This is a genomic window from Flavobacterium sp., assembly GCF_013823965.1.
Taxonomy (GTDB): domain Bacteria; phylum Bacteroidota; class Bacteroidia; order Flavobacteriales; family Flavobacteriaceae; genus Flavobacterium.
The window spans coordinates 1-18,175 of the sequence record NZ_PNNA01000009.1; the positions used below are offsets into that span (position 1 = coordinate 1).

General features: G+C 36.0%; 10 protein-coding genes. 5 read left to right on the top strand and 5 right to left on the bottom strand.

From position 1 onward, the window contains the following. Positions 1 to 29: 29 nt before the first annotated feature. The 4 genes from C0430_RS00970 (at position 30) to C0430_RS00985 (ending at position 10,340) form a co-directional block, all read left to right on the top strand. Positions 30 to 713 carry a ComF family protein gene (locus tag C0430_RS00970; protein WP_290864520.1) on the top strand — a complete coding sequence of 228 codons (684 nt, stop codon included), beginning with the start codon at positions 30 to 32 and terminating at the stop codon, positions 711 to 713. 599 nt (positions 714 to 1,312) lie between these two features. Further along, positions 1,313 to 3,007: a hypothetical protein gene (locus C0430_RS00975; protein WP_290864522.1), complete on the top strand. Its 1,695-nt coding sequence runs from the start codon at positions 1,313 to 1,315 to the stop codon at positions 3,005 to 3,007. Between the two features lie 154 nt (positions 3,008 to 3,161). Further along, positions 3,162 to 8,198, top strand: coding sequence for a T9SS type A sorting domain-containing protein (locus C0430_RS00980; protein ID WP_290864524.1), 5,037 nt, complete (start codon positions 3,162 to 3,164; stop codon positions 8,196 to 8,198). Between the two features lie 480 nt (positions 8,199 to 8,678). Then, positions 8,679 to 10,340: an Ig-like domain-containing protein gene (locus tag C0430_RS00985; RefSeq protein WP_290864526.1), complete on the top strand. Its 1,662-nt coding sequence runs from the start codon at positions 8,679 to 8,681 to the stop codon at positions 10,338 to 10,340. Here the strand turns inward: C0430_RS00985 and C0430_RS00990 are convergent. From C0430_RS00990 to C0430_RS01010, 5 genes are all read right to left on the bottom strand, one after another. Beyond that, positions 10,329 to 11,096, bottom strand: coding sequence for an amidohydrolase (locus tag C0430_RS00990; RefSeq protein WP_290864528.1), 768 nt, complete (start codon positions 11,094 to 11,096; stop codon positions 10,329 to 10,331). The two genes, C0430_RS00985 and C0430_RS00990, sit on opposite strands and share 12 nt — an antisense overlap. Positions 11,097 to 11,177: 81 nt before the next feature. After that, positions 11,178 to 11,939, bottom strand: a complete 762-nt coding sequence (locus tag C0430_RS00995; protein WP_290864530.1) for a succinate dehydrogenase/fumarate reductase iron-sulfur subunit — start codon at positions 11,937 to 11,939, stop codon at positions 11,178 to 11,180. Between the two features lie 7 nt (positions 11,940 to 11,946). Continuing rightward, the gene (locus tag C0430_RS01000) at positions 11,947 to 13,956 is read right to left on the bottom strand and encodes a fumarate reductase/succinate dehydrogenase flavoprotein subunit (protein WP_290864532.1); all 2,010 of its coding nucleotides are present in this window, start codon (positions 13,954 to 13,956) and stop codon (positions 11,947 to 11,949) included. A 12-nt stretch (positions 13,957 to 13,968) separates the two neighbouring features. After that, positions 13,969 to 14,634 (bottom strand): succinate dehydrogenase cytochrome b subunit, encoded by a 666-nt coding sequence (locus C0430_RS01005; RefSeq protein ID WP_290864533.1) that lies wholly within the window; start codon positions 14,632 to 14,634, stop codon positions 13,969 to 13,971. Between the two features lie 292 nt (positions 14,635 to 14,926). Then, entirely contained in the window at positions 14,927 to 16,408 is a 1,482-nt protein-coding gene (locus C0430_RS01010; protein ID WP_290864535.1) for a helix-turn-helix domain-containing protein, read from the bottom strand. A gap of 163 nt (positions 16,409 to 16,571) precedes the next feature. Here C0430_RS01010 and aceB point away from each other — a divergent pair, with 163 nt between their 5' ends. Beyond that, the gene (gene aceB / locus C0430_RS01015; protein WP_290864537.1) at positions 16,572 to 18,173 is read left to right on the top strand and encodes a malate synthase A; all 1,602 of its coding nucleotides are present in this window, start codon (positions 16,572 to 16,574) and stop codon (positions 18,171 to 18,173) included. Positions 18,174 to 18,175 lie beyond the last annotated feature (2 nt).

Here is an 18,175-nt window from a genome sequence, read left to right on the forward strand (position 1 = left end):
CCCTATTTTTATAAATAAATTGGCTTTTTATGTTTAAAAACATTATCAATCTATTTTTTCCACCCGTTTGTGCTGGTTGTCATTCGTTTTTGGTATCGAATGAAAACGTGATTTGCACGCTTTGCCGACACAACCTTCCACTGACCAATCATCATTTGAATCCTGAAAACGAGGCTTTCAAAAAATTTTACGGCCGAATTCCCGTCGAACATACCTCGGCGTTGTTGTATTTCCATAAAAAAGGAATTGTTCAGGAATTAATTCACAACCTGAAATACAAAGGACAAGAACAAATAGGAACAGTTCTTGGCGAATGGTATGCCGAAGATTTAAAAAACTCTGTAACAATCCAATCTGTCGATGAAATTATTCCGGTGCCTTTGCACAAAAGAAAACTTCGAGAAAGAGGTTACAACCAGGTGACAAATTTTGGAAATGCTCTTTCCGAAAGTTTAATTATTCCCTACAATCCAAACCTTTTAGTCCGAAATATTTATTCCAAAACCCAATCCAAGAAAAACTTGTTGAATCGCAGCGATGGCATCGACTCGATTTTTGATGTTAATTTTACCCAAAAAGACCACAATAAACATTTTCTTTTGATTGATGATGTCATAACGACAGGCTCGACTCTGGAAGCTTGTTCGCACGCCTTGTTAAAAATTCCCGGGGCGAAAATCAGCATTGTTTGTATGGCGATGGCGCATTCGTAACGCCTTATTTCTGGTCGAAATAAGTTCTTAAAAGCTTCATTTGAAAATGACCTCTTGTAAAAAAGCTTTGTGAATTCCTCCGTTCCAATATGAATTGAATAACAAATGTTTAGTCACGCCACAACATCTGTTGCTCAATAATTGATAATTTAAAAAATGGTTTTTCAATAATTATTTGAAATCCGTTTTATGGTTGTAGCTTTTTGGTTTGTTTTCCAACCTAGTTTAGTAAGCGCGGGAAAAAAATCGTACTCTCTTTCGAGAACTACATCTTACAAAACCGAGCAATTATTCGTTTTTTGCATCCCAAAACAAAATATTTGACAAATCAAATGCTAAAATTTTTTTACTGTTAAAATATGATTTAGCAAATTAATTATTTTCCTTTGTAATATATTAAGATTTACCTTGTGAAATACTATAGTTTTTTATCGCATATATTAGTTGGAATTTTCTCTATTTTACTGATAGCTTGTCAAGAACAACACGCTTCAGATTTATCAACTACAAAAATTTCTAGGCAGGACTTTAACAACAAAACCACTGAGACTTACTTTAGAAAGCAACCTACGACTAAGCGCTACAAATTTCTTGTCGATGTGATAAAAACACCATATAAAAATCAAGTGGAGGCCGAAAAATGGCTCATACTTAAGGTGGAAGAACTTTGTAAACAACCCAACGGATTGGATGAACAAACGGCTAGACTTTTAAATGATGAACTATACCACTCCGAGTATTATACGGCCGCTGAAAAAATGGCAAATTTCTTGTTGCATTCCTCATACGCCAAAACATTTAAAAGCACTCGTGGCATTGCAGGAGCCATACTCGCCAGCCATTATAATTTCCTGAAGGAAAAAGACAGCTTGTCCAAATATCTAAAAATTTTAGAACAAGCAATTGAAACAGATACCACGCAATGGCTGAAATTATCCTACTTTTCCAATAAAGCCAATTTAGCCGACTTGAATGGACAATACTTTAAAGCTGCGGTTAACTATCATCATGCCATCGAAATTGCAAGTCGTCAAGACAAGAAAAATTTGAGTACATTATACCAAAACCTGGCCACGATGTATCTAAATATGGACTATTTAGAAAAAGCTTCAGAATTTATTAATAAAGCAATTAATCTCGTTGGCATTGAAAATTCAACAATAGATCAACTCAATACAGCCGGCATTATACTAAAGAAGACCGGGGATTTAGAAAAAGCCGAAAATATTTACAACAGGGTTTTACTTAAAGCGAAAGAAAAAAATTTGAGAGGCATTATGGCCCAAACTTTCAGTAATCTTGGTAATTTGAAAACAAAGCAACTTAATTTTCAGGAAGCTTTAAACTTTTATGACGCTTCGGATGCTATATGTGTTGAATTAAATATTGGATTTGGCCTATTGATTAATCAAATTAACCGCTCCGAAGTTTATTTTTCACAAAAAAAATACGACCTGGCAATAGCACAACTTTTAGCAGCCGAAGTGAAGGCAGCCGAATTTGACAATACTAAAATCAACACAGAACTGTATGAATGCTTGAGCAAATCCTACAAAGCTTTGGGCAAACAGGCTCTTTCAGACAAATACTTTAGGAAGTATGTTGAAAACAAACAATCCTTTACGGGCGACTTGCCTCGAAGTGTTATTATCGAGTGGGAATTAAGCAAGGAAAGAGAACAAAATTTAATAAAGAATAATCAATACGAATTGTTGTTACAAAAAGGGAGAGCCATGCAATATCTAATTGCATTTATATCAAGTTTGTTTTTGCTGATTTTGAGTGTTGTTTTTTTCTATAGAAACAAAAAAAATGCGATTTATAACGAAAGATTAAAACTTGAAAAACAAAAAATAAGCTACGATTTAGAACTTAAATCGAAAGCACTGCTCATTGATTCCTTGAAAAATGCTTCTATTCAAAACACAAAAGACTGGATGAAACAGGAGTTACAGCAAATTATAAATGACTTGCCAGAATCGCATCACTCAAAGTTTACCGATTTAAAAAGAAAATTAAACACCCAAAATTCAAAATCATTCATAGACGAATTTGAAACCCGTTTTACAAGTGTATACGAAGAATTTTTTACCAATATTAAAAAAATTGCTCCTGATTTAACCCCGACCGAAATACGCTTGTGTGCCTTAATGCGACTTAATATTTCAACTAAGGAAATAGCCACGTTAACTAATCGTACTGTGGGCACAATTGACAATGCCAGAAGCAATATCCGAAAAAAATTAAAATTAGAAGACCACATCAATTTACAACAATTTCTCTTAGAGTTGTAATTAGCCTAAACAATGTTTTTCAACACATTATGAAAAAATGATGAGAAAAATATGAGACCCTTTTTTTATACTATGAGAATAGTATTAGGCCTAGTTTAGTGTAAGAATTTATTATGTTTCGAAATTTGTGGTACCAAATTTTAATCATATCGATATGACAAACAAACCTACACACAAATTTCTTGCATTTATTTTAGTATTACTGCTAAACACCATTGTACAAGCCCAAGTAAGCATTTCTGCTTCATCAGGAACAACCGGCCCCACTAGTTATACCGATTTGACAACCGCGTTTACTTCCATTAATAACGGAACACACAAAGGCGACATAACAATTGAAATAACCGCCGATGTAAATCAAACTAATCAAGCTACCCTCAATGCAAGTGGAAGTGGAAGTGCAAACTACACTTCAATTTTAATCAAACCATCGGGTAGTCGTACCATTTCTGCAAACTTAACTGGAACGTTGATTTTGTTGAATGGAGCTGATAACGTAACTATTGACGGGTTAAATTCTGGAGGAAATAGTCTTGCTTTAATAAATTCATGGTATGCAGAAGGCTCACAGGTTATTGGTTTTACAGGTGGAGCCAATTCGAACACAATCACAAATTGCACTATCAAAGGAGCGTCACCTTGGAATCAATTAGGTAATTTAAATTTAATAGCCGCAGTTATTTCATTCAAAACAGGAGGGAATAGCAATAATACTATTAGCAACTGCGACATTTCGGGCGTAACAACCAGTCCATATTTTTCCAAAAAACCAGGGATGGTCATTTTTTCCTACGGATCAAGTAGCGTACAGCCAAATGCTAATAACGCCATAATTAATAACAGAATATTTGATTTTATAGAAGATTATGAAGTGCTTAACCATACCAAAACGTATGCGATTCATTTAAATGACTATAGTCCTGATTGGACGATTACTGGAAATAGTTTTTATCAAACTACGCCATTAACACTTACTATGGACAAAGAAATACGATTAATTTCTATTTCAAACACCAATGTTAATGATACTGGTAGTATAGGTAACAATTATACGATATCTAATAATTATTTTGGAGGAAGCGAACCCAATTGTGGAGGAACTCCTTGGATAAAAACAAATGCCACTAATAATGCTTTTTATGCCATATATGTAAAAGCGGGAACTACCACTGCCACAAACATTGAGGAAAACACCATTGCTAATTTTAACTGGTCTAACTCTGGTAATGCAGATTGGTCGGGTATCAGTGTTACTGGCGGAAATGTTAATGTAGGCACTATCAACGGTAATAAAGTTGGTTCTGTCACTGGAACAGGGAGTATAACTTTTGAAAGTGGGGCAACCAATGCCAATTTTTACGGTATTAATTTATATCAGTCAGCCAATAAAGTAGTTTGTCAAAACAACACAGTTGGTAGTATAACAACTGCAACTACTGATCCAGGACATGCTGTTAATTTTTGGGGACTGTATGGCGCTACACTTGATTTAAATTTTACAAATAATACAATTGGTAGTACAACTACCCCAAATAGTATTTTTGCAAGCTCACCAGCCACAGCCAATGCTCAAACCGTTTGTGGCATAAGAAGAGGCTCTATCACATCGGGTAATACTATTGCCAATTTAACTAATGGAACAACGAATGACAATGTAAGTACTCAAGGATACGTTATAGGAATCCTTGATGGACAACAAGTGTTAAATAATACAATCCATGGTTTAAAAATCTCAAATGCTAATAATTTAGGAAGTAACAGTCTGAACAATACAAATTTTCCATCCGCAGCAGGTATTTACTGTTCTTTAAATCAAGGAACGCTTCAAAATTTTGATTATTCACGAAACACCATATATAACATTAATAACGACAACCCCAATTTTGTTGGAGCAGTTAATGGAATTTGTTTCTTGGGGCCTACTGCCACAAATCACAATATAGTTTCCAGAAATTTCATTCATGGCCTTAGTGTGAATAATCAATCAACCAATGCAAACATTTATGGAATATTATCAGGTTCCGGAAAAACAAACTACAATAATAACATTGTAGCCATTGATTGCTATACTCAAACTAACGTTTATGGTATTGATGACAGAGCTAGTGGCACTGGTGGTACAAATTTATATTTTAATACTGTATACCTTTCAGGTCAAGCTTCGGCAGGAGCATTGAATAGTTATGCACTTTTTAGTCGTTATAACAATTTTGCTCGTGATTTCAGAAATAATATTTTTGTCAATGAGCGTTCCAACTCAAGTTCAGCAACTGGTGGCCATTATGCTGCTTGGTTTAATTACACGTCAAATAATTTACTAACCCTTGATTACAACAACTACTTTGTTTCTGGGACAGGTGGAACTTTAGGCCGTTATAACAATTTAAATGTTAGCGCTTTACCTTTGGTTACTGACAAAGATGGTTTTAGTTTAAGTGCCAAACCTCTTTTTGCCAATGCAGGAGGGGCCAATGCTTCAAATTATATGCCCTCGGAGGCCATTCTTTCAGGAATTTCGGGAACCAATATAACCATTGACTTTGCCAATAATACAAGAGGGACTCTACCTGCGATGGGTGCATTTCAATATCCAGTTTCACAGCGTATGAGCATTACTGCCACCGAAGGGGATGCCACTGGTAATTATGCAACCCTCAACGAAGTATTCGATGCTATTAATTCAGGAACGCACAAAGGTGACATTACAATATCTGTTAATGGAAACACATCTTTAACCACGACTGCAACATTAAATGCAGGAGGCAGCGGTCTTTACAACTCAGTTAAGATTGTTCCCAATGGAGGTGCCTCAACGATAATTGGCGGAAGCATTGCAGGAGCCTTAATAAATCTTAATGGCGCAACTAATGTAACTATTGATGGCTTGAATAGCGACGGTAACAGTCTAACTTTAAGCAACAGTAACACTGCTACATCTGCAACCACCATTATTTTCCGTAATGGTGCAAGTTCAAACACCATAACGAATTGTAAAATATTGGGCTCCCCGACTCAAACAGCTATAACAAATGCCGGTCTGGGAATTATAACATTTGCAGAGTCTACGGCGACAGCAGGAAATAACAACAACACAATATCCAACAACAGTATAACCCATGCGGGAACTGATTTGTCTAGGCCAATAAATGCAATATATTCTTTTGGCACAAGTGGTAAAGAAAACACAAACAATACCATAAGGGATAACAAAATCTATGATTTTTTAAAACATGGAGCAGCTTCCTACGGCATTCACATTAGGAGTCATTCTAAAGATTGGAGTATTTTAAACAACAGCTTTTATGAAACTACTTCTTTCGTGCCAACAACTATTGCTTCTGATTATAGAGTTATAAATATCTTTAACGCATCTGGGGGTAATTTCACGGTTTCTGGAAATTTTATTGGAGGAACTGGACCAAATTGTGAAGGAAATCCTTGGGAGAAAACAAATTTGCAAAACAATAGTTTTGCAGCAATTTACCTTAGTGCTAATGGCACTGAGGCAAGTAACATACAAGGCAATACCATTAGTAATTTTAACTGGTCGAATTCAAGTTCTGCGGCTTGGTATGGTATATGGATCAATAGTGGTTTAGTGAATATTGGCACTTTGACTGGTAATACTATTGGAGCTGAATTGGGAACAGAGAAAATAATCTACACTGGAGGAAACAACAATGCGAATTTCTATGGAATTTACCTTGGTTCTGGCGCCATCGTGAACTGTCATAATAATACGGTAGCCTCTATAAAAACCGCTGCGTCGATTGATGATTATTCTTCAAATTTTTGGGGAATCTATAAAACTGGAACAGGTGATACTGTCATCAAGAATAATAATATTGGTAATTCGGAGGTGTCAAACAGCATAATGGCAAGTTCCCTAGCTACTGGAAATTCTTCAACTCAAACTGTTTACGGCATCTATAGTCAAGGTAGTAATATCGTTGAAATATCAGACAACAGCATAGCAAATTTAACTAACGGAACAACCAACTTACAACCCTCAATTCAAGGTTTGATAAATGGTGTGGCTGTGCTATCTGGCACTATGACCATTGTTAATAATTTAATTCACGATTTGCGCATTGCCAATGCCAATACAACAATGTTAAACACAGCCTCAGCAGCAGGTATCGTTTTAAATAACACAACTGCTGTTTCTAATACCATTAGCCAAAATGTAATCTATGCTATTCTTAATACCAAGAATGATTTTGCAGGATTAGTATATGGATTATATTTTAATGGAGGAACGACAACTAGTACAGTTTCTCGTAATTATATTCACGGATTGCGAGTTGATGATGCATCTACTGCTGCCAAAGTGTATGGCATTTGTATCAATTCGGGAGCCGCAAATTATACCAACAACATTATATCATTAGGAGGCAACACTGAAACAACCCTATATGGAATTTATGAAACAGGAGCAGCTAGTAATAATAACAATCTATATTTCAATACCGTTTCAATAAGCGGAACACCAATATCTGGTTCCGCTTCCAGCTATGCTTTATGGAGTAATTCTTCATCAAATGTAAGAAACTTTAGAAATAACATTTTTTTAAATGAACGTTCAAACAACGGTACCGCTAGCGGCAGTCATTATGCGGGATGGTTCAATTATGCTGTAAATACAAACCTAACATTAGACTACAACAACTATTATGTATCTGGAACAGGTGGGGTGCTCGGACGCTACAATAACGCCAATGTAACTGCACTACCTTTGATTGCTGCCAAAGATGCCAACAGCCTTAATCTTGATCCTAACTTTGTCAACTCAGGTCAAACCAATGCCACAAACTACCAAACTGCAGTTTCACTTCCTGGTATATACTTGTCTGAGGTAACCCAAGATTTTATTGGCAATAATCGTGTTGTTTCATCGCCACAAATAGGAGCCTTTAATAACCAGAATCTTGGCGTCCCAACTTATAGCAAAAGAGTGGTAATGTATCCAAACCCGATAAAAGCAGGTCAGCAAAATTTTATGATTATGGGCGTGTCAAACACCTCCGTTGTAAATTTATATAATTTTCTAGGTCAAAAAATTCCCGTAACATTAACCCCTACAACCGATGGTATGCAAGTTCAAGTTTTACAAAACATTACTCCAGGTATATATATCATAGATATTATTGATGCTAAAGCTAAAAAGGAACTAAAATGGATTGTACAATAAAAATATTGAGCAATTTAGAATAAATTATTAAGCCCGGTCAACCCAAATAAGACAAAATCAAAAGAGATATAATGTTTATTGCATAAAAGAATAAAACTTTCTATTCATCTAATGTAAAAAAAACACATGACTCTTTGGGTTCAAAATAACACATTCTAAGCGAACAAGAACGAGTATCACTAATTTTAAACAAGCACTCTCACGGGTGCTTGTTTGTGTTTAAACTATTTCAAAAATGCTGTCACGAAAGGATTAGTGAGGTAGCAATATTTTTTTTGAAATGCCAATCATTTTTAGCCCAGATGAAAACGACATACTCTCGTGGCGGAGTTCACCTCAAAATCCAGGGTAAACAGTTGGAAATAACTCCTTCCTTCGACTGCGCTCAAGATGACAAAATGGAATGTAGAATTATTTTTAAAAGATTTCTTTTACAGCGAATATAATTGTTATTTTGTAGCTTCTAAATATTAATTCATTATGTTGAAAAACAACTTTAAATATATTCTGTTTCTACTGGTTTTGGCAATGGCAAGTTGTGCCAAAAGAGGCAGTATCACTGGCGGCTTGAAAGACACATTGGGTCCTGAATTGAAAATTAGTTTTCCCAAAAACTTTAGCACGGATTTTAAAGGCAACGAAATTAAATTAACTTTTGACGAATACATCAAATTAAAAGACTTGAACAAGCAATTGATCATTTCGCCACCAATGAAATATGAACCCTTGATAACGCCTACCAGTGTAAGCAAATATCTTACTATTAAAATACTCGACACCCTAAAACCAAATACCACTTATAGCTTCAATTTTGGCCAAAGCATCACCGATAATAATGAGGGAAATCCATACAACCAATTCAAATATATTTTTTCGACAGGCGCTTACATCGATTCTTTAACGCTTGGAGGAACCGTGAAAGACGCCTACAACAAGGAAGTTGAATCATTTGTTTCCGTAATGCTTTATGAGGTCAATGACAAATTTAAGGACTCCGTGGTTTATCATGAAGCACCCAGATACGTCACCAATACATTGGATAGTTTAAAAACTTTTAAACTGGAAAATTTAAAAGCAGGGAAATACCTTCTTGTTGCAATGAAGGATTATGGTTCCAATAATAAATTTAATCCCGAAAAAGACAAAATTGGATTTAACAAACAGTTTATCAGCATTCCAAACGACACGGTTTATGAATTAAAATTATTCAAGGAAGTACTTCCTTTAAAAGTTTTCAAGCCAATTCAAGCATCAGGCAACCGATTGATTTTACCTTATCAAGGAAAAACAAATGAAGTGACAATTACACTAAAAAATGGTGAATCCGTTTTACCGTCCATTACCACCAAATTCCCGAAAAAAGATTCCTTACAGGTTTGGTATAAACCTTTAAAAGTGGATTCGTTGGCATTGGCCTTTGCCAAAGACAACTACAAAGGAAAATTTACTTTTAAAATAAAAGACCAGAAAAAAGACAGCATAAACATTACCCCAATTCAAGCTGGCTTCTTGAATTTTAGGGAACGATTTACTCTGGAAACAGCTACACCATTGACTAAATTCGACAATTCAAAAATAAAAATCATCAATAAAGATTCCGTTTCAGTAGATTTTAAAACGGAATACGATGATTTTAACCAGCGTTTGTTTTTTGATTTCAAGAGTGAACCTTCCCAGAAATACACATTCAAGATTATGCCAGGCGCTTTGACCGATTACATGGAACAGTCGAATGACACCTTGACCTATACTTTAAACACAAAGAATTTAGCTGAATATGGAAATCTTGTGGTGAATTTGAGAAATGTAAAACGTTTCCCGGTGATTGTTGAATTGAGCAATGAAAAAGGAGATGTTCTAGCAAAGGAATATTCCGAAAGCAATACTAAAGTCGAATTTAATTTGGTTGAGCCTGCGCAATTTTGGCTTCGCGCAATTTATGACGACAACAAAAACAAGGAATGGGATTCAGGAAATTATCTAGAAAAACGCCAAGCCGAAGAAGTGATTTATTTTTCTACTGCGGTAGACGTTCGTGCCAATTGGGATGTGGAACAAGTTTTTGATTTGAGTATTCCTTACTCTCCAGAACCCAAAAAGAAAGTAGACAAAAAGAAGAAGCCCGTTCAATCAGGATTTTAATTCAAATGAATCACGATCATTAAGAAAGCCTAATTTTTTTCTGGTTTCAAGTAGCTTTTCTTTGCTCAATTCCACGATGAAAACACCTTCTATTTCTTTTGGTTCCAAAACATAATTCCCCAGGAAATCAATCGCTTGCGAATGACCAACGTGTTCGAAATGGTTGTTGTCAAAACCTATTCTGTTTACACCAACGGTATAACACATATTTTCGACCGAGCGCGCTTTGAGCAAAATATCCCAAGCTTGGACACGTGTTTTGGGCCAATTGGCAACGTAAATCAAAACATCATAATCTTCTGCATTTCTGGCAAAAACCGGAAATCGCAAGTCATAACAAATCAGCGGACAAATTTTCCAACCTAAATAATCCACAATCAGTTTTTGGTCGCCCGCAGTATAGACTTTGTCTTCTCCAGCCAGTGAAAACAAATGTCGTTTATCATAAAATTGAATTTCTCCTGACGGAAAAACAAAGACCAATCGGTTGTAGAAATTATTATTTTCCTTGATGACCAAACTTCCGGTAATGGCGACTTTTTTAGCTTTTGCCAAAGATTGTAGCCACAAAACCGTTTCGCCTCCCATCGCTTCTGTAACAGCTTCAGGATTCATCGTGAAACCTGTGGTGAACATTTCCGGGAGCGCAATCAAATCGATTTTCTCAGTGATAGCATTAATTTTTTCTTCGAAATAGTTTCGGTTGGCTTTTGGGTTTTCCCAAACTAAAGATGATTGGATTAAGGCGATTTTCATTTCATGAAATTACTGAATTTTTTTAAACAAAAAAACGTCCCAATTTCTCGGGACGTTTTTGATATAATCTATTTTGAAATACTATTTCAAACTGGCTGACAAAAATTCTCTGTTCATGCGAGCGATGTTTTCAAGGGAAATTCCTTTTGGACATTCGATTTCGCAAGCTCCAGTATTGGTACAGTTACCAAAACCTTCTTCGTCCATTTGACGCACCATGTTCAATACACGGTTTGTAGCTTCCACTTTACCTTGTGGCAACAAAGCATATTGGGAAACTTTTGCCCCAACAAACAACATGGCAGAACCATTTTTACAAGTAGCCACACATGCTCCACAACCAATGCATGCTGCCGCTTCAAAAGCTTTGTCGGCATCATCTTTAGGCACTAGAATCGTATTGGCATCAATAGTGTTTCCAGAAGTATTAACCGAAACAAATCCGCCTGCTTGCTGAATTCTTTCAAAAGCAGTTCTGTCAACCACTAAGTCTTTAATTACTGGAAAAGCGGCGCTTCTCCATGGCTCAACCACAATAGTATCACCATCATTGAACATTCTCATGTGCAATTGACAAGTGGTGATTCCGGTATCGGGTCCGTGTGCACGTCCATTGATATACAAAGAACACATACCGCAAATTCCTTCGCGACAATCGTGATCAAAAGCAATTGGCTCTTTTCTTTCGTTTACTAATTGTTCGTTCAATTGATCTAACATTTCCAGAAATGAACTGGCTGTAGAAACATCATTTAGTTTGTATGTTTCCATTTTTCCCTTTTCTTTGGAGTTTTTTTGACGCCAAATATTAAGGGTTATATTGATATTTTTTGCTGCGCTCATAATTTTTTTATTTGTAATTTCTTGCGGCTATTTTAATAAACTCGTATTTTAATTCTTCTTTGTGAAGTTCTTCTTTGCTGATGTCGTCTCCTTTGTATTCCCAAGCACCCACAAATTTGAAGTTTTCGTCGTCACGAAGTGTTTCCCCTTCGGCATCTTGATATTCTTCACGAAAGTGACCTCCACAAGATTCTTTACGTTGCAATCCGTCGATGGCCATTAATTGTCCCAATTCGATGAAATCGGCAACACGAAGTGCTTTTTCTAATTCTGGATTCAATTCGTCAGCGCTACCCGGAACGTAAACGTCTTTGTAGAATTCTTCTTTAAGAGTTGCAATTTCCGAAATGGCCTCTGTCAAACCTTTCTCGTTACGACCCATTCCTACTTTGTTCCACATAATCAAACCTAAACGTTTGTGGAAATGATCCACTGTTTTTGTTCCATTATTTGAAAGGAATTTATTAATTGAATCTCTTACGTTTTTTTCAGCTTCAACGAATTCAGGTAAATCTGTAGAGATTTTTCCTGTACGAATATCATCAGCCAAATAATCAGAAACCGTGTAAGGCAATACGAAATAACCGTCGGCCAAACCTTGCATCAAAGCCGAAGCTCCCAAACGATTGGCTCCGTGGTCAGAGAAATTCGCTTCTCCCGCAACGAAACAACCTGGAATTGTAGATTGCAAGTTGTAATCTACCCAAACTCCACCCATGGTGTAGTGAACCGCAGGGTAAATTTTCATTGGCGTTTCATACGGATTCTCGTCCGTGATTTTTTGGTACATGGTAAACAAGTTACCGTATTTTTCTTCCAACCATTTTTTTCCCAATGAAAGAATTTCTTCTTGAGAAGGATTGTGATTTCCTTTGGCGTATGCCGTTTGTTTTCCTTTAGATTGAATCTCTGTGGAGAAATCCAAATAAACGCCTTCATTGGTGTCGTTAGCTTCAATTCCGTGACCTGCGTCGCAAACTTCTTTTGCTGCTCTTGAAGCCACATCACGAGGCACCAAGTTACCAAATGCCGGATATTTTCTTTCCAAATAGTAATCTCTATCTTCTTCGGCAATTTGTGTTGGTTTCAATTTACCGGCACGAATCGCTTCGGCATCTTCTTTTTTCTTTGGCACCCAAATACGTCCAGAGTTTCTTAACGACTCAGACATCAAGGTCAATTTAGATTGATTGGTTCCGTGAACAGGAATACAAGTTGGGTGAATTTGTACGTAACAAGGATTGGCGAACAAAGCACCTTGTTTGTGCACTTTCCAACCAGCTGTTACATTCGACCCCATTGCATTGGTAGAGAGGAAATATACGTTTCCATATCCTCCTGTTGCAATAATTACGGCGTGAGCAGAATGTCTTTCTAATTCTCCAGTAATCAAGTTACGAGCAATGATTCCGCGAGCTTTACCGTTTACTTTTACCAATTCCAACATTTCGTGGCGGTTGTACATATCCACTTTACCTAAACCGATTTGTCTTGATAAAGAAGAATAAGCTCCCAACAACAATTGTTGACCTGTTTGTCCAGCTGCATAAAAAGTACGTTGTACTTGTGTACCACCAAAAGAACGGTTGTCCAAATATCCTCCGTAATCACGTGCAAAAGGAACCCCTTGGGCCACGCATTGATCGATGATATTACCGGAAACTTCTGCTAAACGGTGAACGTTTGCCTCACGAGCGCGGTAATCTCCACCTTTGATGGTATCATAAAACAAACGGAACGTACTATCACCATCATTTTGATAATTTTTGGCCGCATTGATACCTCCTTGTGCAGCGATGGAGTGTGCACGACGTGGAGAATCTTGGTAACAAAATGCTTTTACGTTATATCCCATTTCGGCAAAAGACGCTGCTGCCGAAGCTCCAGCCAATCCAGTTCCTACTACAATAATATCTATTTTTGGTCGGTTGTTTGGAGCAACTAACTTTAGGTGATCTTTATAATCAGTCCATTTTTGTGAAATGTGACCTTCTGGTATTTTAGAATCTAGTTTCATTATAGATTGATATTAATTATTAAAATGATGAAATAGTGCAATGAAAATAAATCCAAAAGGAACTATAATTGCAAAAGCATGACATATTTTATGCAATGATTTTCCGATTTTGCTGTCAAATCCAATTGATTGCAAAGAGGATGTGAAACCGTGCCAAAGATGTATGGACAACAATATAAACGCAACACAATAAAATCCTGTACGAACCGGACTTTCAAATTTGTGAACCATTTCCGGGAAATATCTTGTTTCCTCAATTGCGTTAACATTTACATATTTATACATCATTTCTGCAAACCAAAAATCATAGAAATGAAGCACTAAAAATGCTAAAACAACCAAGCCAGAATATATCATGTTTCTGGATGCCCATGAAGCATTTGCTGCTCCATCATATTTTACATAAGCGATTGGTCTAGCACTTCGATTTTTTATCTCCAACACAAAACCCATTACAAAGTGAAAAACAACGCCTGCTACCAATATTGGCTGCATAACGAATTGGATTAAAGGATTATAACCCATAAAATGAGACATCACATTATAAGAATCGGCACTAAAAACCGAAACCAAATTGACGAAAAAATGTAATGCCAGAAACAGAATCAGAAAAATTCCAGAAAGTGCCATAGCCACTTTTTTTGCTATTGACGACTTCAACAACGTAGATTTTGCCATAAGATTTGAAATAAATTATTTAATAAAATTTTATACAAAAATAAAGTAAATAGAAACGAACCACAACCTTTTAGTTGTTATTTATAATAATTCTTTACTTGTTTTAAACAAACAACAAAGATTCATTATTGGCCTTGCATTTTGGAACATTCTCGTTTTTCATACATAAAAAAAGAACCCATAATTAACTCCTCGAAAAAATATTAATTTCCACCACCTAAAAAAACTTCCACGAAATCACAAAATGAAACAATCAGGTTTCATTCCTTTTTTGCTAAAAAACAAACTGAATTTAACTGAATTTAGCCATATATTGTTGAACAATAAAATCGGTTTTTTCGTTTCTAATCTTTTGCTCTAAATGAATCGGCGCCGATGCTCTTTCAAGACAATCTTTTACCGCACAGGTTTCACAAGTAACACCCACCAGCTGTTTTTGCAGAGATGGACTGTCGATAAACTTGAACTTTTTCTTCATTCCTGGCGTAATCAATATCCCCACCGTAATACTCCTCAAACAATCTTTCTTGAAAGGATCTAAAGTGGCCGACGAAAAGACCAAGAACTCGTTATTACTGTTTTCGTAGCGAGAAATCTGCGCGTCAAAAAAATGTTTTTTGTTTTGCTTCAATGCGCCTGCCATCGTTTTTATGGAAACCCATCTTCTACAATAATGTTCGTTCATCTCGTTGGCGTGCGGTTCTTGCTGATTCGTGATGTGCAGTTCTTTCTTGATTTGATAGGTATTTGTCCCTATTTGATGCGACAACCGTAGAAAAAACAGATTTTTTAATTGAAAATCTTTGGGCAAAATATTAGTCAACCTTTGATAAAAAGATTCAGGAGAAACATTGAATTTTCCCATCAGCTCAATCATTTCCTGCGGTTTTGGATCCGTTTTCGCCAAAAACAAATTCAACTCGTCAATCAACAATTGTCGAGGCAAAAGCAAGGCTCCAGCAAAGTATGAAGCATAAAAATTATTCAATACTTGGTCGAAATTATCAAACTTAATCCAACTAAAAGTATACAACCTTTCAGTAATTTCAAGATAATTATACGCAATTTCCTTGGCTAGAATAAATGCTTTTTGATGGTCATCAATTTCTGTCGACAACAATAATGTTTTACTTTTTGGAACATAAATAGACCTTAAATCACCCAATTCCTCCCTTTCAGTAAAAGCAATTTCCTTGATTGAATAGCCATATTCTTCTATTAAAATAGCACTTAATTCCTCTAGAGAAATCTTTGCCTCCATATTGACATGAAATGCTTTGCAAAACGAGAGCACCTTTTGTTCTAAATCATCAAAATAATTATTGTGGGCTTCTTGGTACGAACGTAAAGATGCCAAGAAAAAACTTTCGCGTGTTAAATTGTAATGTTGGGCAATTTCTATGATGGTACTTATAAACGCATTGACCTTCGCCGGCGCATTGGCAATAATATCTATTAAATCATTCTCTTGAATGCCAAAAAGATCCAACGGAATCTCTTTCAGAATTCCCGATTTCAGGATTTCGCCAATAGGAGCCAGATTATTATCCAGCTTCAAAGAAACCATATGATCGTAAGTGACATCTAATTTTTCAGCCAAAAGAATTATTTTATCCGTCTTTGGATATTTTTTTCCCTTTTCAATTTCATTCAAATACGACTTCGAAAGGTCTGTTATTTTAGCCAAGCCAAATAAAGACAAATTCTTGTTTGTTCGAGCCTGCTTGAGTTTAAGCCCAAAAATTAACTTGATATAATCCTTTTCTATATTCATAATAATCAAATATAACAATAAAAATAAAATCCACAAAAAATATTTTTTTCATTTTTAGCGTACGTTCGCTTATTTTGTAAAAAACTTTTTGTACTATTGCAGTGTTGAATAATTAAAAATTATCAACGAAACTAAATTTTTGTTAAATTAAACTCTACTAAAAATGGATTTAAAAGAATTATACACGACAAATCTGTTAAATTTTTCAGATGAAACCACAGCGCAGTATCCTGAAATCCTGACCGACGAAGCCATGACTTTCTTGTCTTTGCTTCACGAAAATTTTAACGAAAAAAGACTGGCTCTTTTAGAAGAAAGAAAAAAACAACAAGAATTATTTGATAGTGGCGAGTTGCCAACATTTCCCGTCGAAACCAAGAGCATAAGAGAGGGCAATTGGCAAGCGTCAAAAACTCCCAATGACCTTTTGGACCGCAGAGTTGAAATCACCGGACCAGTTGACAGAAAAATGGTAATCAACGCACTAAATTCTGGCGCAAAAACATTTATGGCCGATTTTGAAGACAGCACATCGCCTACTTGGAACAATTTAATGGAAGGCCAACAAAATCTAAAAGATGCCGTAAACAAAACCATCACTTTAGAAGACACAAAAAAAAACAAGAAATATGTGCTTAATGAAAAAACAGCAGTTTTAATTGTTCGCCCAAGAGGTTTGCATTTGAATGAAAGACATCTTTTGATGGAGAATCAAGAAACTTCTGGCGCGTTGGTCGATTTTGGTTTGTATGCGTTTCATAATTTTGAACAGCTAATGCAAAACGAAACGGCACCCTATTTTTATATTCCAAAAATAGAAAACTATCTAGAAGCCCGGTGGTGGAATGAAGTTTTGGAATTTTCAGAGGAATATTTAAAACTAAAAAACGGAACATTCAAAGTAACTGTTTTAATTGAAACAATCACCGCCAGTTTTCAATTGGATGAAATCATCTTTGAATTAAGAGACCATATCGTCGGACTGAATTGCGGAAGATGGGATTATATTTTTTCCTACATCAAAAAACTACGAAACAATCCTGCTTTTATTGTCCCAAACAGAGACCAAGTGACGATGACTTCACCGTTTATGAGTGCCTATTCACAATTAGTAATTCAGAGATGTCACAAAAGAAACATTCATGCCATTGGCGGAATGGCCGCGCAAATTCCGATAAAAAACGATGAAGAGGCGAATGAAATTGCGTTCAACAAAGTAATTGCCGACAAAGAACGCGAAGCGAATAACGGACACGACGGAACTTGGGTAGCACATCCGGATTTAGTGCCTATTGCAATGGACGTTTTTGATAAATACATGCGAACAAAAAATCAAATCCACATAAAAAGAGAAGATGTAAACGTTACCGAAGCTGATTTGCTGGAAGCTCCAAAAGGAACAATAACCGAAGAAGGCATTAGAAAAAACATAAATGTTTCCATTCTATATCTAGCTTCTTGGCTGAACGGACAAGGTGCAGCAGCGATTCATCATTTGATGGAAGATGCCGCTACCGCAGAAATTTCAAGGTCGCAATTATGGCAATGGCTGCAAAACGAAGTGACATTGGACGATGGAAAAGTGTTAAACGAAAAATACTATGATCGCTTGGCAATGGAAGAATTTGAAAAAATAAAAAAATTAGTTGGCGACAAAGAATATGAAAACGGCAAATACAAATTAGCTGAACAATTATTAGACCTTTTGGTTGTCAACCCAAATTTCATTGACTTTTTAACGATTGCAGGATACAAATACATTTAAAA